At 62.0% G+C, this 20,264-nt stretch carries 19 protein-coding genes; 16 read left to right on the forward strand and 3 right to left on the reverse strand.

The window, feature by feature from the left end:
• The first annotated feature begins 3 nt into the window (after nucleotides 1-3).
• Together M516_RS0107920 and M516_RS0107925 are read left to right on the forward strand one after the other, a co-directional pair.
• Nucleotides 4-1,008, forward strand: a complete 1,005-nt coding sequence (locus M516_RS0107920) for an ABC transporter ATP-binding protein (protein WP_029098646.1) — start codon at nucleotides 4-6, stop codon at nucleotides 1,006-1,008.
• A complete protein-coding gene (locus M516_RS0107925) occupies nucleotides 980-1,951 on the forward strand; it encodes an ABC transporter ATP-binding protein (protein WP_029098647.1) in 972 nt (323 codons plus the stop codon). Before M516_RS0107920 ends, M516_RS0107925 begins: the two co-directional genes overlap by 29 nt.
• Nucleotides 1,952-2,084: 133 nt before the next feature.
• Here the strand turns inward: M516_RS0107925 and ilvD are convergent, their stop codons facing one another.
• Nucleotides 2,085-3,761, reverse strand: a complete 1,677-nt coding sequence (gene ilvD / locus M516_RS0107930; protein ID WP_029098648.1) for a dihydroxy-acid dehydratase — start codon at nucleotides 3,759-3,761, stop codon at nucleotides 2,085-2,087.
• Nucleotides 3,762-3,960: 199 nt separating this feature from the next.
• Here ilvD and M516_RS0107935 point away from each other — a divergent pair, with 199 nt between their 5' ends.
• On the forward strand, nucleotides 3,961-4,431 hold the full coding sequence (locus M516_RS0107935) for a PaaI family thioesterase (RefSeq protein WP_029098649.1): 471 nt from the start codon (nucleotides 3,961-3,963) through the stop codon (nucleotides 4,429-4,431).
• A 74-nt stretch (nucleotides 4,432-4,505) separates the two neighbouring features.
• Here M516_RS0107935 and M516_RS0107940 read toward each other — a convergent pair whose 3' ends face one another.
• The gene (locus tag M516_RS0107940) at nucleotides 4,506-4,883 is read right to left on the reverse strand and encodes a hypothetical protein (protein WP_029098650.1); all 378 of its coding nucleotides are present in this window, start codon (nucleotides 4,881-4,883) and stop codon (nucleotides 4,506-4,508) included.
• A 203-nt stretch (nucleotides 4,884-5,086) separates the two neighbouring features.
• Here M516_RS0107940 and M516_RS0107945 point away from each other — a divergent pair, with 203 nt between their 5' ends.
• The 12 genes from M516_RS0107945 (at nucleotide 5,087) to cysC (ending at nucleotide 15,642) form a co-directional block, all read left to right on the forward strand.
• Entirely contained in the window at nucleotides 5,087-5,863 is a 777-nt protein-coding gene (locus M516_RS0107945) for an inositol monophosphatase family protein (RefSeq protein ID WP_029098651.1), read from the forward strand.
• 97 nt (nucleotides 5,864-5,960) lie between these two features.
• Nucleotides 5,961-6,410 carry a hypothetical protein gene (locus M516_RS0107950; RefSeq protein WP_029098652.1) on the forward strand — a complete coding sequence of 150 codons (450 nt, stop codon included), beginning with the start codon at nucleotides 5,961-5,963 and terminating at the stop codon, nucleotides 6,408-6,410.
• Nucleotides 6,411-6,430: 20 nt separating this feature from the next.
• Entirely contained in the window at nucleotides 6,431-6,706 is a 276-nt protein-coding gene (locus tag M516_RS0107955; protein WP_035289282.1) for a hypothetical protein, read from the forward strand.
• A gap of 2 nt (nucleotides 6,707-6,708) precedes the next feature.
• Nucleotides 6,709-7,947, forward strand: coding sequence for a glutathionylspermidine synthase family protein (locus M516_RS0107960; protein WP_029098654.1), 1,239 nt, complete (start codon nucleotides 6,709-6,711; stop codon nucleotides 7,945-7,947).
• 18 nt (nucleotides 7,948-7,965) lie between these two features.
• Complete coding sequence (locus tag M516_RS0107965; RefSeq protein ID WP_029098655.1) at nucleotides 7,966-8,403, forward strand: DUF350 domain-containing protein; 438 nt, start codon at nucleotides 7,966-7,968, stop codon at nucleotides 8,401-8,403.
• Nucleotides 8,404-8,664: 261 nt separating this feature from the next.
• Nucleotides 8,665-9,459 (forward strand): sirohydrochlorin chelatase, encoded by a 795-nt coding sequence (locus M516_RS0107970; RefSeq protein WP_029098656.1) that lies wholly within the window; start codon nucleotides 8,665-8,667, stop codon nucleotides 9,457-9,459.
• Nucleotides 9,443-11,059, forward strand: coding sequence for a nitrite/sulfite reductase (locus M516_RS0107975; RefSeq protein WP_029098657.1), 1,617 nt, complete (start codon nucleotides 9,443-9,445; stop codon nucleotides 11,057-11,059). The genes M516_RS0107970 and M516_RS0107975 overlap by 17 nt, the downstream gene beginning before the upstream one ends.
• A 22-nt stretch (nucleotides 11,060-11,081) precedes the next feature.
• Nucleotides 11,082-11,315 (forward strand): DUF3906 family protein, encoded by a 234-nt coding sequence (locus tag M516_RS0107980; protein WP_029098658.1) that lies wholly within the window; start codon nucleotides 11,082-11,084, stop codon nucleotides 11,313-11,315.
• Between the two features lie 121 nt (nucleotides 11,316-11,436).
• On the forward strand, nucleotides 11,437-12,972 hold the full coding sequence (cobA, locus tag M516_RS23025) for a uroporphyrinogen-III C-methyltransferase (protein WP_051188139.1): 1,536 nt from the start codon (nucleotides 11,437-11,439) through the stop codon (nucleotides 12,970-12,972).
• 134 nt (nucleotides 12,973-13,106) lie between these two features.
• On the forward strand, nucleotides 13,107-13,850 hold the full coding sequence (locus M516_RS0107990) for a phosphoadenylyl-sulfate reductase (protein ID WP_029098659.1): 744 nt from the start codon (nucleotides 13,107-13,109) through the stop codon (nucleotides 13,848-13,850).
• A 6-nt stretch (nucleotides 13,851-13,856) separates the two neighbouring features.
• Complete coding sequence (gene sat, locus M516_RS0107995; protein WP_029098660.1) at nucleotides 13,857-14,999, forward strand: sulfate adenylyltransferase; 1,143 nt, start codon at nucleotides 13,857-13,859, stop codon at nucleotides 14,997-14,999.
• 22 nt (nucleotides 15,000-15,021) lie between these two features.
• Nucleotides 15,022-15,642: an adenylyl-sulfate kinase gene (cysC, locus tag M516_RS0108000; protein WP_029098661.1), complete on the forward strand. Its 621-nt coding sequence runs from the start codon at nucleotides 15,022-15,024 to the stop codon at nucleotides 15,640-15,642.
• 70 nt (nucleotides 15,643-15,712) lie between these two features.
• Here cysC and M516_RS0108005 read toward each other — a convergent pair whose 3' ends face one another.
• The gene (locus tag M516_RS0108005; RefSeq protein WP_029098662.1) at nucleotides 15,713-16,963 is read right to left on the reverse strand and encodes a hypothetical protein; all 1,251 of its coding nucleotides are present in this window, start codon (nucleotides 16,961-16,963) and stop codon (nucleotides 15,713-15,715) included.
• 190 nt (nucleotides 16,964-17,153) lie between these two features.
• Here M516_RS0108005 and M516_RS0108010 point away from each other — a divergent pair, with 190 nt between their 5' ends.
• Entirely contained in the window at nucleotides 17,154-20,165 is a 3,012-nt protein-coding gene (locus M516_RS0108010; protein WP_029098663.1) for a DNA translocase FtsK, read from the forward strand.
• Nucleotides 20,166-20,264: the final 99 nt, after the last annotated feature.

Raw genomic sequence — 20,264 nt, forward strand, 5'->3', positions numbered from 1 at the left:
GAGATGCAGCCCATTTTGCAGGTGGAGCGCTTGCAGGTGACATTTCGCAGCGATGACGGGGAGGTTCATCCGGTCAGCGGTGTAGACTTTGTGGTCCATGAAGGAGAGACGCTTGGCATTGTCGGCGAGTCCGGCTGCGGCAAAAGCGTGACGTCGCTATCCATCATGGGGCTTTTGCCGAAAGGGATCGGGCGGGTCAGCGGCGGCCGCATTTGGTTTCAGGGACGGGAGCTGACGGCGATGACGCCCAAGGAAATGCAAAAGATTCGCGGCAACGAGATCGCGATGATCTTTCAGGAACCGATGACTTCGCTCAACCCGGTTTTCACGGTGGGCGAGCAGTTGGACGAACAAATCCGCCTCCACCTCGGCCTGTCCAAACGGGAGGCCCGGCAGCGCTCCGTGGAGATGCTGCGGACGGTCGGGATTCCCCGGGCGGAGGAGATTGCAAAGGAATACCCCCACCAGCTTTCGGGCGGCATGCGCCAGCGGGTGATGATTGCCATGGCGATGTCGTGCAGCCCCAAGCTGCTGATTGCCGACGAGCCGACGACGGCGCTGGACGTGACGATCCAGGCGCAAATTCTGGATTTGATGCGGCAGTTGAAGGAGCGGCAGGGGACCTCAATCATTTTCATCACCCACGACCTGGGGGTGGTGGCGGAGATGTGCGACCGGGTCATCGTCATGTACGCCGGCCAGGTCATCGAAGAAGCGCCCGTCCGTGAGCTGTTTCAACACCCGCAGCACCCGTACACGCGAGGGCTGATCGCCTCGATCCCCACCCTCGACCAGCAGAAAAGCCGGCTCTATTCGATTCGCGGCACCGTGCCCCATCCGGCGAAGATGCCTGCAGGCTGTCGCTTCGCTCCCCGCTGCGACTACGCCCAGGAAATGTGCAGGGACAATCCGCCGCTGAAGGAAGTGGAGGCAGGTCACCGCTGCCGCTGCTGGCTGGCGGAGAAAGGGGGAACAACGGATGTCGGACGTATTGCTGCAGGTTCGTGAGTTGAAAAAATACTTCCCGGTCCAAAAAAAGTGGTTTCAGCCCGCCTCGGTTGTCAAGGCGGTGGACGGCGTCTCCTTTTCCATCCGCAGGGGAGAGACGCTCGGTCTGGTTGGCGAGAGCGGCTGTGGCAAATCGACCACAGGCCGGGTCATCCTGCATCTGCTGCCTCCCACGGGCGGAGAGGTGCTGTACAAGGGAAAACATCTGACCAACCTCTCGGCCGCCGAACTGCGCGGTCTGCGCAAGGAACTGCAGATCGTCTTTCAAGACCCGTACGCGTCGCTCGATCCGCGGATGAAGATTCGCGACATCCTGCAGGAGCCGTTGGAGATTCACGGGATCGGGAGCAGACAGGAGCGGCTGAAAAAGGTGGAGGAGATCCTGGAGATTGTCGGGCTGGGCGGCCATTACGCCAACCGGTATCCGCACGAATTCAGCGGCGGCCAGCGACAGCGGATCGGCATCGCCCGTTCGCTGATCCTGCGCCCCTCGCTGATCGTCGCGGACGAACCGGTATCGGCACTGGACGTCTCCATCCAGTCGCAGATTTTGAACTTGCTGCAGGACTTGCAGGAACAGTTTGGCCTCACGTACCTGTTCATTTCGCACGACCTGAGCGTGGTCAAACATATCTCCGACCGCGTCGGCGTCATGTACCTGGGACGGCTGGTGGAGCTGGCGCCGAAGGAATCGCTGTACGCCTCGCCGGCCCATCCCTACACGCAGGCGCTGCTGTCGGCGGCTCCCGTGGCCAATCCGGACGCCAAACGGCAGCGCATCATCCTGACGGGCGACGTGCCCAACCCGGCCCATCCACCGGCGGGATGCGCCTTCCACACGCGCTGTCCGCATGCGATGGAGACATGCAAGGTGGTTCGGCCAACGCTAAAGGCTGTCGACGGGCACGAACATTTTGTCGCCTGTCATCTGCATGGAGAATGAACAAACGGGGGCGGCCCCTTGCGTGTTGGGACCGCCCGTCAGAACCCGCCGAGGGGAAAAGCGGCGGGAGACCGGAACCCGAATCGAGAACGGGCACCTCACGAAGAGGTGCCCGTGTCGTTCTGTACCGATTTCAGATTTTCAGCACGCCGCCCTTGCTGGCGTTGGTCACCAGTTTGGAATAGCGGGCCAGGTAGCCGGTTTTTACCTTCGGCTCGAAGCCCTTCCAGTTGGCCCGGCGGCGCTCCAGTTCCTCAGCGGAGACCTGCAGGTGGATGGAGCGCTCTTCCAGGTCGATGCTGATGATGTCGCCGTCCTGGACGAAGGCGAGCGGTCCGCCTTCCGCCGCTTCCGGCGAGACGTGGCCGATGCTGATGCCGCGGGAGGCGCCGGAGAAGCGGCCGTCGGTGACGAGCGCCACCTCTTTGCCCAGCCCCATGCCGACGATCTGGGAGGTCGGCGCCAGCATTTCGGGCATGCCGGGGCCGCCCTTGGGGCCTTCGTAGCGGATGACGACCACGTGGCCCGGCTTGATCTTGCCGCCCGCGATGCCGGCCAGCGCTTCATCCTGCGAGTCGAAGCAGATGGCCGGTCCTTCGTGCCGCTTGATCGACGGATCGACGCCGCCCGTCTTGATGATCGCACCCTGCGGAGCCAGATTGCCGAACAGGACGGAGAGGCCGCCCGACTCGCTGTACGGGTTGTCCAGACGGCGGATGACCTTGTCGTCCTTGATTTCCGCCTCGGCGATGTTTTCCCCCAGCGTTTTGCCGGTGACGGTGATGCGCTCCAGGTGCAGCGTCCCCGGCTTTTTGGCGATTTCCTTCAGGATGGCCGATACGCCCCCTGCGTTGTGGCAGTCCTCGATGTGGTAGTCGGAGGCGGGGGCCAGCTTGCACAGGTGCGGGACGCGTTTGGCCACTTCGTTGATGCGCTCGATCGGGTACTCGATGCCCGCTTCCTGCGCGATGGCGAGCGTGTGCAGCACGGTGTTGGTGGAGCCGCCCATCGCCATGTCCAGCGCGAACGCGTCGTCGATCGCTTCCAGCGTGACGATGTCGCGCGGTTTGATGTCGCGTTCGATCAGCTCCATCAGCTTTTTCGCCGACGCCTTGACCAGCTCCCGGCGCTCCGGAGAGACGGCGAGAATGGTGCCGTTTCCGGGGAGGGCGAGGCCCAGGACTTCGGCCAGACAGTTCATCGAGTTTGCCGTAAACATCCCGGAACAGGAGCCGCAGGACGGACAGCCGTACTGCTCCAGCTCTTCCAACTGCTTGTCGTCGATCAGGCCGGCCTGGTAGGCCCCGACGCCTTCAAAGACGGACGAGAGCGAGATGGAGCGGCCGTCGCTGGTTTTGCCCGCCTTCATCGGACCGCCGGTAACGAAAATGGTGGGAATGTTGACGCGCAGCGCGCCCATCATCATGCCGGGAGTGATCTTGTCGCAGTTGGGAATGCAGATCATGCCGTCAAACCAGTGAGCGGAGACGACCGTCTCCAGGCTGTCGGCGATGATTTCCCGGCTGGGCAGGGAGTACCGCATGCCGATGTGTCCCATCGCGATGCCGTCATCCACGCCGATCGTGTTGAATTCAAACGGTACGCCTCCTGCCTCCCGCACGGCTTCCTTGACGAGCCGGCCAAACTCCTGCAGGTGCACATGGCCGGGGATGATGTCGATGTACGAGTTGCAGATGGCGATAAACGGTTTGTCAAAATCCTCCTCTTTTACACCGGCCGCGCGCAGCAGACTGCGGTGCGGGGCGCGGTCAAAGCCTTTCTTGATCATGTCGCTTCTACGTTTGACCACTGTGTAAAACTCCTTTCCAGTCGAAAAAACCTGCCGTGTTTTGAACTATCTTATCACTTTTTCACAAATACAAACAACCATAAGAGTCTGAACATTCGCTCAGAACTTCTCAGCGCGGGCGAAAAAGCGGAGCGTGAAATTGCACCGCCATTGTTCTAGAATAAGGAAGTGAACGTTTTTTGGCGTGGAGTGAACAGAGATGAACGAAGAGTGGAAAACGATCTGGGAAGAAGGGAGCGACGAGGAGCGGCAGATTCTGGCGCTGGCGGTGCAGGCCATCCGGCAGCGGCGGGAGCGGAACAGCGCCTTTTTGTCCGGTTTTCTCGGCTTGAAAGGCGAATTTGTCGACGAAAACACCTACCGCTTTGACGTGCCGCTGACGCCGTTCATGCACAACTCGCTGGGCGTCGTTCACGGCGGCATCCTGGCGACGCTGATCGATTCGGCGATGGGCTCCCTGGTCAACCGCAGCCTGCCCCCCGACCGGTACGCGGTGACGACCGAACTGAAGACCAACTACCTGCGCCCGGGCAAAGGGCAGCGGCTGCGTGCGGAAGCCAGCTTTCTGCATCGCGGGCAGACGCTGGTCGTGATGCAGGGCAGCGTGTACGACGAACGGAACCGGCTGATCGCCCACGGCACCGGCACGTTCATCGTCCTGAAACGGTAGGGCGAAACGGGCGAAAGCGGGCCGCGAAACGAAAAACCCCTATGCACGCCTGGGCGGCATAGAGGTTTTTCATGTTACGTGATGGCCACGAGGCCGCTGTATTGGGCGATGTACGACAGCATTTTGCCGGAGAGCGGGACGATGAACTCCATGTTTTCCCGTTCGACGACGCCCGAGCGGGTGACGATGCGCGCCCACTTCACGGACAGCTTGTAGTAATCGGAGCCGAACGCGGATTGAATCACTTCGTTTTGGTGACGGAACGAGATCGGCGTGCTGTCCAGCTTCACCGGCACCATGCTGACGATGTCGTGTAAAAACAGATGGTAGGTCATGTGCGGCTTTTGAAACACCAGTTCTTTGCTGGTGACGGAGCAGCCCAGGTTCTTGTTCATCTGGGTCAGCTTCAGTTCGCCTTCCAAATTTTTTAGACGAATAAAATCGCTGTTCATTTGGTTTCCCCTCCTGCGGCAGAAGGTCCCGTCCGGAAGCGGGGAACGGGATTCCGCCCGATAATGGCTTGCGCGGCGCAGTACGCGACCGCCAAGCGGCTGATGGGGCCTCGGAAACGGGTGTCTCTTTATCATAGGAAAAAAACCAGGCAAAACGCAAGGGAAAACCATGGATGACGACAGGGAAAAGGAGATGGAGCACCATGCTGGACATTGCCAAGGAAGCCGCACGCCAGGCGGGCGCGTTTTTGCAGGAGCGGTTTTTGGAGCGGCTCGTGCCCGATGAGGAACTGCACAACGACGTAAAGCTGCCGGAAGACAAGGAAAGCGAACGGCGCATCATCGAGGTGCTGCGCCGTCATGTTCCCGCGCATGCGATCTATTCCGAAGAAATCGGCATGGTGGAGGGCGACGAGGAATACCTCTGGATCGTCGACCCGCTGGACGGCACCAACAATTACTTTATCGGCTTTCCCTACTTCTCCGTCTCCATCGCGCTGCAGCACAGAGGCGAAATCGTGCTGGGAGTGGTGTACAACCCGGTGGCCGGCCAGATGTTTTGGGCGGAGAAGGGAAACGGGGCGTTTTTGAACGGCAGACGCCTTGCCGTCAACGAGCGGGACGATCTGACGAGAGCGGTCGGCACGTACATTCGCGGCCGCGACACGGTGACCAAGGAGGAAGAGTGGGCGTTTACCCGTCCGTTCGCGATGAACACCAAGCGGCTGATGCGCAACGTCGCTCCCGCCCTGGACTGGTGCCTCCTGGCAAACGGGTGGCTGGACTACATCGTCATGCAGCGCTCCGGCATCATGGATGTGGCGGCCGGCATCCTGATTGCCCAGGAGGCGGGGGCGGCCGTAACGGATTGGGAGGGGAACCCGTACCGGCACGAATCGTTCAGCGCCGATCGCTTCCCGTCGCTGGTGGCCAGCAACGGACGGCTTCATGAACGGATTTGCGGCTTGATTGGCGGATAGGGGACGGCAGTTGATTCGGTCCCTGCGAAACCAGACCGTTCCTTCTGCGTAGAAAATGGTGTCACTGTTATTTCATGGGGAATGAGAGGTGCTGCACGTGGTACGGCTGGAGTACCGTTTGCTGGACGAAGCCAATGGCTATCCCGTCCTGTTCTACTACGACCAGATCGGGAAGGATGAGGTATCCCTGCGGTTTGCCTGCGATTATCTCGTCAAGGGACACGTCGTCTACGAAAAGACGTCCTGCGCCGTCGAACCCGGCTGTTATGTCATCTACGTCAAGCGTTCCACGGAGGAACAGGCGGTCGACTACGAAAAGACGGAGGCCGCCCGCTGGGGAAGCATCCAGATTGAACTCAGGGAGTACCGCGACGGCGTCTCCGTCTATCCGCTGGTGCATACGTATTATTTCAAAGATGACGACGACGCGCTCCTGCACCTGCAAAGCGACTATCTGTACGTCGATGGGCGCGAGTGGGAGAAGACTTCGACGGAAGTGGACGAAGACAGGCGCGTGTACGTCTTTTACGCGCTGTCGGCATCGTAAGGGGGGAAAGACAGGTGGGGATGAGCAAAACAGCCAAGGTGGCCGGGCTGTTCATTGCGGCCGCATTGGCCGTCGGGGGCTGCGCGGCTGATAACAACGCCTATTACGACGACGACTGCTACGACGAAAACGACGACGGCTCCTGCGACGGCGGCGGCAGCGGCAGCTCGACAGGCAGGTCGTACGTGCACATCGACGGCAAGAACAAGTACAACCGGCATTACACCGGAGTGACGAGCGGCTCTTCCGGGGCAAAGGGCGGCATCGGCAGCTCGGGCTTCACCAGTTCGGGGTAACGATGACAGACTATCTGAATCGGCGCGAGCAGCTGTACGGACCGCTCAGGGCGAGCGGTGTCTTTACCTGGGATTGGTTGTACGGAGAAGAGTATGCCCTGGCTTGCCTCCGGGAAATTTCGCCCGATCTCCGGCGACGGTTGGCCGAGGCGACGGCCAGGCTCGGGCGCGTCTTCGCCAAGGTGGTACCCGTGCTGCAGCAGGCGGATGACGAGCTGCTCCTGGAACTGGGGGTGCCGAAGGAAGCGCTGGCTGCGGTTCGCGTCGCCGTAGCAGGCATCAGTCCCACAGTAATCGGCCGGTTTGACTTTGCCGAGACGGACGATGGGCTGAAAATGCTGGAGTGTAACAGCGACACGCCGACCGGGATCGTCGAGGCGTTTTGTGTCAACGAACACGCCTGCCGCTTTTTCGGCGTGAAAAATCCCAACGAAGGGATGGCCGCACAGATTGCCGCTGCGTTTCGCGGCATCATCCGGGCGTACCGCAGACAGGGGCACGCGGTCAGGCACATTTGGTTCAGTTCGCTGGATTGGCACGAGGAGGACAAGGGAACCACGCTGTATCTGATGCGCCAGTCCGGGCTGCCGGCCCGGTTTGCCCCGCTGGAGAAGCTGCGCGTCTGGGAGGATGGGCTGTACGTGCTGGACGGCGAGCGGCTGCATCCGGTAGACGTGCTGTACCGCCTGCACGCCCTGGAAAAGCTGGCGGAGGAGACGGACACGGACGGCTATCCCACCGGCGCCCACGTGCTGCGGCTGATCGCGGAGCGGAAGCTGGCGGTGATCAACCCGCCGTCCGCCTTTCTCATACAGACAAAAGCGCTGCAGGCGCTGATCTGGAGCCTGCACGAGTCCGGCGAATTTTTCAGCCCGGACGAGCAGGAATGCATTGCGGCCCACATGCTGCCTACCTATTTTGAGAACCGCTTTCGAGGAACGGAGGCCTACGTCAGCAAGCCCATCTTCGGCCGGGAGGGCGGCGGCGTCGTGCTTTACGATGCGGACGGAACAGCGGTGGAGCGGGATGGCGAAACGCTGTACTGGGAGCAGCCGATGATTTACCAGAAGCGGGTGGAACTGCCCGTCGTGACCGTCGAGACGGCCAACGGGCCGTATGAAGGACGGCTGCTTTGGGGCTCGTTCTGGATCGGCGGGGAAGCGTCGGCGATCATCGCCCGCGTCGGCGGCGCGATCACCAACAACATGTCCTATTACCTGCCGGTCGGGATGCCATGGTAACGAGAGGAGAGGAGCGACATGGAGGCTCAGTGGATGTATGTGTGTAATTTTCTCGCGTATTTGGCGGTGACGCTGCCGTTGATGGGCTTCGGGATTTTCGTTTTTGCCGTCACCACCCCGTACAAGGAGTACGACCTGATCCGCGAGGGAGCCCAGACGGACGATCCGCAAAAAGTGGCGGCAGCCAAGGCGGCGGCGCACGATCTGGGCGGAAAGATCATCGGTCTGGCACTCGTGCTGGCATCGGCCATTTTTCACGCCGTCAGCCTGTGGGACCTTGTGATTTGGGGCATTGTCGGCACAGTGTTCCAGGTGCTGGTTTTTTATCTGTTTGAATGGCTCACCCCGTTTAAAGTGGTCTCGGAAATCCCCAAGGGCAACATTTCCGTCGGGATCTTCACGTCCCGCCTGAGTATTGCCGCCGGCCTCCTGATGGCGGCGCTGATCAGCTACTAGGTCCGCGAAAGGAAAAGCCGAACAGGACGGCGGGTTCATGGAGACGATCGAGATTCAGCTGCCGGCCGGGCGAGCGTTCGGATGACGGTGACCAATAGGGTGCCGGGCGTGCACAAGGATCCTGCGAACGAAGCATGTCATGCCGTTCGCGGGGGCCTTGCATGCCCGGCGCTTTTTTTGTTGACGGCCGGCGTGGATGCCACTATAATTCCAAGTAACTATATAGGAATTATAAAAATTTTGGGGAAAGGGGGAAGCCGAATGACCCATGCGGCCGTGCTGGTCATCGCCCACGGATCGCCCGACCCCGACTGGATGGAGCGGGTGGAGGAAGCGGTCCGTCCCTACCGCCGCCAGATGTTGATTCGGGTCGCCTACTTGGGCGGGGTGGACGGGCGCGGCATCGCCGATGAAGTGGAGCGCCTGGAGCGGGCGGGCGTGGAGACGATTGCCGCCGTGCCGCTGTTTGTCACCGCCGGCAGCACACACGTCAGCGAGATCAGGGGAATGCTCGGGCTGGAGCCGGACGCTGTTTTGCCAAAAGAAGTCCGGCCTGTCTCCACTCGGGCCCGGTTTCTCTGGTGTCCGCCGCTGGAGGACCATCCGCTGGCGGAGCAGATCGTCTGTGAACGGCTGCGGGCGCTGTCCGTCGATGCCCGCCGCGAAGCGCTACTGCTCGTCGGACACGGCAGCGACCTGCCGGGGTATCGGGAACGCTGGGAGCGTCTCCTGCACCGCTTGACGTTCCGCCTGCAAAACCGCTTTTACTTCACCGCTGCGGGCTATGCCACGCTGCGGCCGGATACGGTCGCGACCCGCGCCCGTCAGCTTGCGGCTTGCGGCGAGCTGATCGTGCTGCCGCTGTTCGTCAGCCAGGGGTATTTTACCCGCCGCGCTCTTCCGGAGCGGCTGGCGGGGGTGCCCTACCGGTACGACGGCAGCGCCTACCTGCCTCACCCGCTGATCGGCGAGTGGATCGTACAGTCGGCGGAGGCAGCGTTTTTGTTGGACTATCAAACGCAAAGGAGCGTGTATGGCGATGGCCGAGCAACGTAAATGGAAATGGGCGGATGACCCGAACCTGAACAAGGTGGAGCTGACCAAGCTGGAAAAAGACGGGTTGGACGTGATCGAGACGATCATCAACACCTATTCGAAGCAGGGGTACGACTCCATCGAAGCTTCCGACTTCGACCGATTCAAGTGGGCGGGCGTCTACCAGCAGCGGCCCAAGGACGGCCATTTCATGATGCGGGTGCGCATCCCCGGCGGGATTTTGACCAGTGATCAGGCCCGTGTACTGGCCGGCATCGCCCGTGACTACGGCCGCGACCTGGTGGACGTGACGACGCGGCAGGCCGTGCAGTTCCACTGGCTGACCGTGGAGTCGCTCGCCGACATCTTCGAGCGGCTGGGGTCAGTCGGTCTTTCCTCGTTCGAAGCGTGCGGCGACTGTCCGCGGACGATCGTAGGCAATCCGCTCGCCGGCATCGATCCGCATGAAGTGATGGACACGCGTCCGATCGTCAAAGAATTGGAGCAATTCTTTCTGCTCAACCGGGACTTTTCCAACCTGCCGCGCAAGTACAAGATGTCGATCTCGGCCAACGTGTACAACGCGGCTCACGCGCAGATCAACGACCTGGCGTTTACCCCGGCGAAAAAGACGATCGGCGGGGAGGAGGTCATCGGCTTTCACGTCTGGGTCGGCGGCGGCCTGTCGGCCAAACCGTACCTGGCGCAGCAGTTGGACGTCTTCGTCCGCCCGGAAGAGGTCGTCAAGGTGGCGGCCGGCGTTACCACGCTGTTCCGCGACCACGGCTACCGGTACAAACGGACCCATGCCCGGCTCAAGTTCCTGGTCGCCGACTGGGGAGTGGAGCGGTTCAAGGAAGAGCTGCTGAAGCTGACCGGCGAACTGGAGACGAGGGGAGAAGACCTGCTGAAGGGCTGGAACGCCGGCTACTTTTACGGCATTCACGAGCAGCGGCAGAAAGGCTTTTACTACGCCGGGCTGTCGGTGCCCATCGGCCGCATGAACGCGGATGAACTGCTGGAACTGGCCCGGCTGGCGGACGAGTACGGCGACGGAACGATCGGCACCTGCAACACGCAAAACGTGCTGATCCGCAACATTCCGGCGGAAAAAGTGGAGGCGTTCCGGGCTGAGCCGATCGTGGTCAGCCGGTTCAAGCTGGAGCCCAACACATTCGTCGGGTATGCCGTCTCCTGCACGGGGATCGAATACTGCAATCTGGCGATCGTGGAGACCAAGGAGCGGATGCGGGCGCTGGCGGAGTACCTGGATGCGACCGTGCCGCTGGACACGCCGCTGCGCATTCACATGGTGGGGTGTCCCAACTCGTGCGGCCAGCGGCAGATCGCCGACATCGGCCTGCAGGGCGCGCTGGTGAAAACGCCGGAGGGAATGGTGGACGCGTTTGACGTCCACGTCGGCGGCACGCTGGAAGACGCCCGCTTCAACCAAAAGTTGAAGGTGCGCATTACCGCCGACCGGCTGGGACCGTTCCTGGCGCAGCTCATCACCGTCTACAAGAAAGAGCGGCTGGAAGGGGAGCCGTACTGGCGCTACGTGGAACGCGTTGGAATCGAGGCGATTCAGCGGCAGGCGGAGGCGATTTTACAGACGGCGTAAGCGGCGGCGAGGAGGAGACGAGATGGCGGAACAGCAAGCGGAAACGTATCTGTACAAATTGGAAGCGGAACTGGCGGACCGGCTGCTGACGGTCGTGGTCGTCGCACAGTCGGACGAACGGGCGTTCAGCTCGGCGGAGAACAACATTCTCCGGCACACGGTGGCGCCGCCGCAGATCAAACAGCTCAGCCTGGTGGAAAAAAAGCCGCTGGGGCGGCAGGGCGTGGGCTATGTGATTGAAACGTCGCAGTTTTGAAAGGAACAACGGCGCGGCGGCTCATTCCCGCCGCGTCTCAGGGAAACCCGGCAGCGAAGCCTCGGCGGCGGCGCGCCTTGCCGCGTCAGACAAGGAACGGGTACAGCGAGGAGGGCGGTTGATGAGGAAGACAGGCAGCGTCATGTTTGTGGGGGCCGGCCCGGGGGATCCCAAGCTGCTCACGATCAAAGGCAGGGAGGCGATCAAACGGGCGGATGTGGTCGTGTACGACCGGCTGGCCAATCCGCTGCTGCTCGCCCACGCCAGAACGGATGCGCGGCTGATCTACGTCGGCAAGGAAGCGGATCGCCACTCGCTTCCCCAGGAGGAGATCAACCGACTGCTCGTTCGGGAAGCGCAGCAGGGCCGCCTGGTAGTCAGGCTGAAAGGCGGCGATCCGAGCATCTTCGGTCGGGTCGGCGAGGAGGCGGAAGCGTGCCGGAAAGAAGGGATTCCGTTTGACATCGTGCCCGGCATCACCTCGGGCGTGGCGGCTCCGCTGTACGCGGGGATTCCGCTGACGCACCGGGAGTACAACTCGGCGGTGGCGTTTCTCACCGGCCACCAGTGCGAGCAAAACGCGGGCAGGGAGCTGGATTGGGCGGCGCTGGCTGCTGTCGAAACGCTGGTGATTTACATGGGCGTGAAAAACCTGTCGTTCATCCGGGAGCGGCTGCTGGCGCACGGCAAGGCGGCGGATACGCCGGTGGCGCTGGTGCGCTGGGGCACGCTCAGCGAGCAGCAGACGCTGGTCGGCGTGCTTTCCACCATCGACCGTCAGGCGGCGGAGGCGAAGTTTTCCGCGCCGGCGATCATCGTCATCGGCGAGGTGGTCAGGCTGCGCGATACGCTCGAGTGGTACGAGAGCAAGCCGCTGTTCGGGCTGACGGTGGCCGCGGCCGCCGACGATCCGGCGGAGCAGGGGGAGAGCCTGTTGGCGGAGTTGGAGTCGCTGGGGGCCGATGTCCTGCCGGTGGCGGTCGCCGCGCGGGCAGCGGGGGCTGATGAAGACGCGGTACGCCTGACCGATGAGCTGGAAGCATGCCGGTGGCTGGTGTTTGCCGACGAGCGGCAGGCGGACTTCTTTTTCCGCACGCTCCGTGAACGGCGGATCGATATCCGCCGGATCAAGGCCCGGATTGCCGCGCTGGGCGAACGGACTGCCCAGGCCCTCGAGAGTCGGGGACTGCCGGCGGAGCGGCTGTTTGCCGCAAACGAACCGCTCGCCGCCGTATACCGGAACCTGCCGCTCGCCCCGGGAGACCGGGTGCTGTGCCTGAGCGGCGGCCCGAGCGGGATCGTCGCGTACCCGGACGGGGTGGTTTGGCGCACGGCTTCCGCAGGCCGTCTGGCATGGGGCGATTCCCATCCTGCGGCTCCGCTGCTGCGGGCCCGGACATTCGACTGGCTGGCGGCGGATGATCCGTACCATCTGGAGGCGCTGGCGCAGTTCGCCGGAGAAGGGTGGCAGGACCGGCCGCTGCTCTGTGTCGGCGAAGAGACGGCTGCCCGTGCCCGTTCCATGGGCTGGAGGCAGGCGGTGTTATGCGAGCGGGGAACGTCGGCACTGGCGGAGGAACTGCAGCGAGGTATTCGCTCGCTCGGCGTTCGTACGGCCCAACATGCCGAGCATGTGTACCAGCACCATGGGCGGTAGTGGTCCCACGGCGAAAAGCGGTATCACCATTGCCTTGTTGTTCGCCAGAAACATCGGCGCCAGCGGGACGGCAACTTCCATGGGAGCGGCGTGCGCCGGGAAAACAGTTCGGTCAACGATCAAGGAGGAGGCATATGAACTGGAATTACGAATCGGCGACGGATGCCGATCTCGCCTTTGTCAATCGGGAGATGGTGGGCAAAGACGCGCTGGACGTGATCAAGTGGGCGTACGGCACGTTTGGCGACGACCTGGTGTACGCCTGCAGCTTTGGAGCGGAAGGCATCGTGCTGCTCGATCTGATCAGCAAGGTGAAGCCGGACGCCCCCGTGTTTTTTCTCGACACCCATCTCCACTTTGCCGAAACCTACGACCTGATCAAACGGGTCCGGGAGCGCTACCCGACGCTGCGGATCACGATCAAGGAACCGGCGCTCTCCCTGGCCGAGCAGGCGGCCGCTTACGGGGAGGCGCTGTGGGAGCGGCAGCCCGACCTGTGCTGTCAACTGCGCAAGGTGGAGCCGTTGGCGTCAGTGCTGGAGGGGGCGGTCGCCTGGCTGTCCGGTCTGCGGCGGGAACAGTCGCCGACGCGGGCACACGTCCAATACATCAACCGGGACAACCGCTTCCGTTCGCTCAAGGTGTGTCCGCTGATTCACTGGACGTGGCAGGAGGTATGGCAGTACATCCGCACGTTTGACCTGCCGTACAATCCGCTGCACGACCAGGGGTATCCCAGCATCGGATGCGCCCCCTGCACGCGCGCTGTCCAAGAAGGAGAGGACGCGCGGGCCGGCCGCTGGGCGAACACGGGCAAGACCGAATGCGGCCTGCACGTCGCGCCCGCTTCGGCAACTCGATCCGATACAAAGGAGTGAAGGAACATGACGACAAGCCAACCACACGGCGGCACACTGATCAACCGGTTCGATCCGGAAGCAGACCTCTCGCTGGCGGTGCGGGAGGTGGAACTGGACGCGTTTGCGCTGGCGGACCTGGAACTGATCGCCATCGGGGCGTACAGCCCGCTCACCGGCTTTCTGGAGCGCGGTGATTACGAATCGGTCGTGGAGCGGATGCGGCTTGCGAACGGGCAGGTGTGGAGCATTCCCGTCACGCTGCCCGTCGCGGAAGCGGATGCGGCCGGACTGAAGGCCGGCGATTCCGTGCGGCTGTCGCACCAAGGAACCGTTTACGGCCTGTTGGAAGTGCGCGATATCTACCGTCCGGACAAACAGGTGGAAGCCCGCCAGGTGTACGGCACCGACGACATCAACCACCCGGGGGTAAAAAAGCTGCTGGAGCGGCCGAATGTGTATCTCGGCGGTCCGATCACGCTGGTGAGACGGCCTGACAAAGGCGTGTTCGCCGCCCATACCTTTGACCCGGCCGAGACCAGAAAACGGTTTGCCGAGCGGGGCTGGAACACCGTGGTCGGCTTCCAGACGCGCAATCCCGTTCACCGCGCGCACGAGTACATTCAAAAGGCGGCACTGGAAATCGTCGACGGCCTGCTCCTCCATCCGCTGGTCGGCGAGACAAAGGCGGACGACATCCCCGCCGCCGTCCGCATGGAGAGCTACCAGGTGCTGCTGCGCCACTACTATCCGGCCGATCGCGTGCAGCTCGCCGTGTTTCCCGCCGCGATGCGCTACGCCGGACCGCGGGAGGCGATCTTTCACGCGCTGGTGCGCAAAAACTACGGCTGCACCCACTTTATCGTCGGCCGTGACCATGCCGGTGTAGGCAATTACTACGGCACGTACGACGCGCAGCGCATCTTTCTGCGCTTCACCCCGGAAGAGCTGGGCATCACGCCGCTGTTTTTCGAAAACAGCTTCTACTGCCGCGCCTGCGGCAGCATGGCCTCCAGCAAGACCTGCCCGCACGGCACGGAACATCACGTGGCGCTGTCCGGCACCAAGGTGCGGGAGATGCTCTCCCGCGGGGAAGCGCCGCCGCCGGAGTTCAGCCGCCCGGAAGTCGCCAAGGTCCTGATCGAAGGACTGCAGGCGCTGTCCGTCTGACGGGGAGAGGGGAGGAAACGCGATGAGCAGAGAGACGACGAGCGCTCATGTGGTCTGGCATCCGACGACGGTGACGAAGGCGGACCGGCAGCGGCAAAACGGCCACAAAAGCTGCATCCTCTGGTTTACCGGACTGTCCGGCGCGGGCAAGTCGACGCTGGCCAACGCCGTGGAGCAGCAGCTCCACGAGCGCGGCCTGAAGAGCTACGTGCTGGACGGCGACAACATTCGGCACGGCCTGAATCGCGGGCTGGGGTTCGGCCCGGCCGACCGCAAGGAAAACATCCGGCGGATTGCCGAAGTGGCCAAGCTGTTCGTCGACGCGGGCGTGATCGTGCTGACGGCCTTCATTTCCCCGTTTCGCGAGGACCGCGAGCTGGCGAGGGGACTGGTGGAACCGGACGAATTTGTGGAGATCTACGTCAAATGTCCGCTGGAGGAGTGCGAACGGCGCGATCCGAAAGGCTTGTACCGGAAGGCGAGAAGCGGAGAGATTGCGGAGTTTACCGGAATCACGTCTCCGTACGAAGAACCGTTCGCCCCGGAGCTGGTCGTGGAAAGCGGCACGCAGTCGGTGGAGGAGTCGGTCCGGATCGTCCTGCGCTATCTGGAAGAGCGGGGGATCATTCCGGCGAGCCGGTAGGCTGAATAAAAAATATAAAGAAAAAACAGGCATGGCGTTTTGGGCGCCATGCCTGTTATACGTTATCTCCTTACTTTTTCGTCTCCTGTTCAATTGCCTTGAACTGCTCCAGGGACTGGTGCTCTTCCAGCGCTTTTTCTGCGAACATGCGCAGGAAGCCTTTTTCATTGAACGCGTCGAACGCTTTTTTGTCTTGTTTCAGTTGGTCGAGCGTTACAGCGGCGTCTTTGGACGGAACGTCGTACTTGGTCGCTTTGCTGAAGTTGTAGCTGTACTGATCCGATTCCAGCCCGATGGTCAGCGGCTGTTTCATTTTCGGAGCCTGGAAGGTAACGCTCAGCGTGCTCTTTTGACGAACCGGCAGTTTTTCTTCGGTGATGTAGAAGTCCATGTTCAACGTCACGCCATGGAAGCCATTTTGTTTGGCCTTTTCCAGAAGTTGTTCCGGTGTCTGCTTTTTGCCCTCGGTATCCAGCCATTGCTTGGCTTTTGCCAGACCGGCGGTTACCATTGCTTCGGCGATCGCGCGTTTTTCCGCTTCGCTGGTTTTCTTTTCCGGGTTGAGCAGTTCTTCATTCAGGCTGTTGGAGAGCACCATCATATCGATGGCGAACTTTTTGACCTCCTGGTTGGTTACCGCGTCGTTGGCGGTGTAGAAGAACATGTTGATCAGTTCTTTGGCGTCAAGCTTCACGGCTACGTGGGTTGCCTTTACCTTTTCGCCGTTGGGCAGCTGCACGGTTTCGGTACCCAGGTTTTTTGCATTGGACAGCTTGTAGCCGTATGTAGCGAAGTACTTCTTCATGAAGTCGATCGCCAGTCTGTTCATCTTGTCCTGATACTCTTTGATTTTGGCGGCATCCACTTTGACGTTTTCGCCAAGAGCAGCCGCGTTGGCCACGTTGGTGTCAAACAGCAGGTACTTTTGATCCAGCGGCGTTTTTGCAAACAACTTGCCGTCGTTGATCACCAGTTCCAGCGAGGCTTTTTTGTCGCCGGTCCAAAACTGTTTTTCGCGAAGCAGTTTGTCGTCGTTCACTTCCACATTGAACTTCATGTTTTTCGTGTCAAGCACTGTGCCTTTCACGGTTACGCCTGCTTTTACAGCGGCCAGGATTGCAGCAGATTCCTTGTCCGGCTGTTTTCCAAGGGCGTCCGGCAGCTTGTCAATGTCGCCGGTCAATTTGAATGTCCCTTCAAAGTCGTAGTTTTGCTTCTCCAGCGATGCCACCATGGCGTCACGCACGAGCGATGCTTCACCGGCGCAGCCGGTCAGCAGCAGCATCAGGGCGAGAAGCAGGGCACTACCTTTTTTCCACATGCTGTCATCCTCCCCTACATCGTCTTTGTGTTTTTCCAATATGTACTACGTTCCATATGAAAAAAGGTTGCGGAATTTTGGAAAAAAACGCGGGACTGAAAAACAAGGGGATGATTCATGGTAATATGATAGAGAAAATAGATCGATACAGAAGGTAGAAGAAGGTTACGGAAGAAAGGAACGTTGCAACATGTGGTCGTGGCTGCACAAGCTGATTCGATATATTCTGGGAGAAGAAGAGCAGGAGTGGGAGCAGGAGCGTGAACACGCCCATCGCCCGCCTGCCGGGCCGTCCGCCGGTCAGCTCCGGGCAAAGACGAAGAGCATTTACCCGAAACAGCGGGGCGACGAGCAGGAACCGGAGCTGCCGAGAAGGGAGAAGCAGCGCCATTTTCGCTTTCCCGTGATCTCGGACGAGGAGCTTCGCCGGCCGAAGAAGAGAGGGCCGGTGGAAGCGGACAAGCCCGGGCGGGATGCCGGTCTGTCCTCCGGAGGGCCGGATTTGATCTTCCGCAGCGGCTCATCCGCCCGCGGCACCGCGGACGGGATGAAGCCCGACGAAGAGGTGAAGCCAGAAGTCCTTCAAGGGAAGCGGGAAGCTGAGCGTCTCCCGCGCGAAGCGGACCGCGCGAGAGTGGAACCGGTCCGCCGTGAGGAGAGAAAAGCCGAGCCGTTTCGCCCGGCACGGCCGACTGCGGAAAAACGTACATACACACCGTCGGAGTTCATCTCCCCGGTATACGGAAAAATGACGCCGTCCACGCGGGAGACGGAGCACCGGATTCATACGACGTCCGGGGTCGTCTACGCCGGAGCGGACAGCCAGCGGGAACTGGCGGACAGGGAGGCGGCCGCGGAGAGCGACCGCACGGAGGTGCCGACTGCAGCGGAGACAGACGCTGTTTCGGCGGATCGCGGCGCGTGGGCGCTGCCGGATGAACCGGCAGCGGGAACGGCTGCAAAGCTCCCGTGGACAAAGCGGGAAGTGCCCGCGGCCGAGACCGGTACGGGTGCGGGGGAAGCTGCTGCCGCACGGGCCGTTCCGGAGGCACAAGCAGAAGCGGCGGCGTCCGATGCGGTGACAACACTCGATTTGGTGTTCAAAAACAAGGCGGCGGCCGAGGCCGTGGCAAAGACGGAGACGGTGCCCGAGACGGAGACGGTGCCCGAGACAGAGACGGTGCTCGAGACAGAGACGGTGCCGTCGGAAAAGATGGACGCGGGAACAGAATACGCTCCAGCGGCGCAGGCTGTTTTCCGGAAGGAGGACGGGTCCGACGGAAACCAGCCGCCGCTCCCGGTTGCCCCTTCCGTTCCAGACTCGGCGGTGAACACGGAAACGGCAGAGACTGCCGCAGCGGCGAATCCGCCCTCTGTCCCGGGGACTGCCGCAGCGGATGGGGGGATGGAGGCGCCGGCGAAAGCCAAGTGCGAATCGCCCGCAGAGCCCATCGAAACAGCGGCGGGAGACATGGCCGAAGTGCCGACAGAACCGGCCGAAACGCCGGCGGCAGTGAAGTCAGAGGCACCGGAAGAGCCGGTCGAACCGCTGGCGGCAGCGAAGTCCGACGCATCGGCGGCAAAACCGCTCTCTCCTTCATGGGAGTCGTCCGCTCCCGTACTGCCCGCTCGCGCCCATAATGAACAGCCCGCAGCAGCCGGGCTGGATGCTGCCGCAGAGTGGACAGCCCGGGAGGAAGAGACGAGCCCAGGAGAAACCGCCGCATCGTCCGCTTCCGCCGTCGGGCAGGAAAGGGCATCGTCGGCTGTAGGAGCGGCGGAACCGGCCGCCTCTTACGTGCTGCCGTCGCTCGATCTGCTCGACCCCAGCCCGCCGATGAGCGAAGACGACGACGAGCACACGCAGCTCCAAAAACTGCTCCTGGAGGAGACGCTGGCCAATTTCAACGTCAACGCCCAGGTGGTGGGCATCGTCAAAGGGCCGTCCGTCACGCGCTTTGAGCTGCAGCCGGCGCCGGGGGTCAAGGTGAACAAAATCACCAGCCTCATTGACGACATTAAACTGAACCTGGCGGCCAAGGACATTCGCATCGAAGCGCCGATCCCCGGCCGCAACGCCATCGGAATCGAGGTGCCCAACCTGACCAGCCAGCCGGTCCTGATCAGCCGGATCATCGGCTCGGCGAAATTCCGCGAGCATCCGTCACCCCTGGCCGTGGCGCTCGGCATGGACATTGGCGGGGAGCCGATCGTCGCCGACATCAAGAAGATGCCCCACGGACTGATCGCGGGCGCCACCGGTTCGGGGAAAAGCGTCTGCATCAACTCGATCATCGTCAGCCTCTTGTACAAGGCGACGCCGGAACAAGTGCGGCTGCTGCTGATCGACCCGAAAATGGTGGAACTGGCTCCGTACAACCATCTGCCCCATCTGGTAACGCCGGTGGTGACGGACGCCAAGCAGGCGACGGCCGCCCTGAAGTGGGCGGTGGAGGAGATGGAAAAACGCTACGCCCTCTTCGTCGACGCGGGGGCGCGGGACATCGAACGCTACAACCAGACCGTCGACCAGCCGCTGCCGTACATCGTCATCGTGATCGACGAGCTGGCCGACCTGATGATGGTCTCGCCGCAGGACGTGGAGGAATGCATCATCCGCATCGCACAAAAGGCGCGGGCCTGCGGCATTCACCTGCTGCTGGCCACCCAGCGGCCGTCCGTGGACGTCATCACCGGCAACATCAAGGCCAACGTGCCCACCCGTCTCGCCTTTGCCGTCTTCTCGCAGGTGGATTCCCGCACCATCCTCGACCAGTCGGGGGCGGAGCGGCTGTTGGGACGGGGCGACATGCTCTTTTTGGAGAGCGGGGTCACGCCCGTCCGCCTGCAGGGGAACTACGTCTCGGACGACGAAATCGAACGGGTCACGCGCGCGATCAAACAGCAGCGAAAGCCGTCCTACCTGTTCAGCAAAGAGGAACTGGAGCAGCAGGTCCAGTCGTACGACATGGGCGACGATCCGCTGTACCACGAGGCGCTGCTCTTTGTCGCGGAACAGGGACAGGCTTCCGCTTCCGCGCTTCAGCGCCGCTTCCGCATCGGGTACAACCGGGCGGCCCGCCTGATCGAGATGATGGAGGCGGACGGCTACGTCGCCGGCCAGAGCGGCGGCAAGCCCCGCGCCGTGCTGATCACCCGCGAGGACGCCGAGGCGCTTGCAGAAGGATCGACACTGTTCTAGGGAAACGAGGGAAGCAGCAAAGGTCTTGCCGATTCGGCAAGGCCTTTTTTTGGCTTTCTGGGACAGCCGGGACGTGGTTGGCTCCTTGTCGGCACGATG

This window comes from Brevibacillus thermoruber 423 (assembly GCF_000454065.1).
GTDB classification, from domain to species: domain Bacteria; phylum Bacillota; class Bacilli; order Brevibacillales; family Brevibacillaceae; genus Brevibacillus; species Brevibacillus thermoruber.

Coding starts and splice junctions, on each gene's coding strand:
- M516_RS0108010 (WP_029098663.1), top strand. CDS start 17,154: ATGTGGTCGTGGCTGCACAAGCTGATTCGATATATTCTGGGAGAAGAA.
- cysC (WP_029098661.1), top strand. CDS start 15,022: ATGAGCAGAGAGACGACGAGCGCTCATGTGGTCTGGCATCCGACGACG.
- M516_RS0107980 (WP_029098658.1), top strand. CDS start 11,082: ATGGCGGAACAGCAAGCGGAAACGTATCTGTACAAATTGGAAGCGGAA.
- M516_RS0107940 (WP_029098650.1), bottom strand. CDS start 4,883: ATGAACAGCGATTTTATTCGTCTAAAAAATTTGGAAGGCGAACTGAAG.
- M516_RS0107945 (WP_029098651.1), top strand. CDS start 5,087: ATGCTGGACATTGCCAAGGAAGCCGCACGCCAGGCGGGCGCGTTTTTG.
- M516_RS0107935 (WP_029098649.1), top strand. CDS start 3,961: ATGAACGAAGAGTGGAAAACGATCTGGGAAGAAGGGAGCGACGAGGAG.
- M516_RS0107975 (WP_029098657.1), top strand. CDS start 9,443: ATGGCCGAGCAACGTAAATGGAAATGGGCGGATGACCCGAACCTGAAC.
- M516_RS0107960 (WP_029098654.1), top strand. CDS start 6,709: ATGACAGACTATCTGAATCGGCGCGAGCAGCTGTACGGACCGCTCAGG.
- M516_RS0108005 (WP_029098662.1), bottom strand. CDS start 16,963: ATGTGGAAAAAAGGTAGTGCCCTGCTTCTCGCCCTGATGCTGCTGCTG.
- M516_RS0107990 (WP_029098659.1), top strand. CDS start 13,107: ATGAACTGGAATTACGAATCGGCGACGGATGCCGATCTCGCCTTTGTC.
- sat (WP_029098660.1), top strand. CDS start 13,857: ATGACGACAAGCCAACCACACGGCGGCACACTGATCAACCGGTTCGAT.
- M516_RS0107920 (WP_029098646.1), top strand. CDS start 4: ATGCAGCCCATTTTGCAGGTGGAGCGCTTGCAGGTGACATTTCGCAGC.
- M516_RS0107970 (WP_029098656.1), top strand. CDS start 8,665: ATGACCCATGCGGCCGTGCTGGTCATCGCCCACGGATCGCCCGACCCC.
- M516_RS0107925 (WP_029098647.1), top strand. CDS start 980: ATGTCGGACGTATTGCTGCAGGTTCGTGAGTTGAAAAAATACTTCCCG.
- M516_RS0107955 (WP_035289282.1), top strand. CDS start 6,431: ATGAGCAAAACAGCCAAGGTGGCCGGGCTGTTCATTGCGGCCGCATTG.
- cobA (WP_051188139.1), top strand. CDS start 11,437: ATGAGGAAGACAGGCAGCGTCATGTTTGTGGGGGCCGGCCCGGGGGAT.
- M516_RS0107965 (WP_029098655.1), top strand. CDS start 7,966: ATGGAGGCTCAGTGGATGTATGTGTGTAATTTTCTCGCGTATTTGGCG.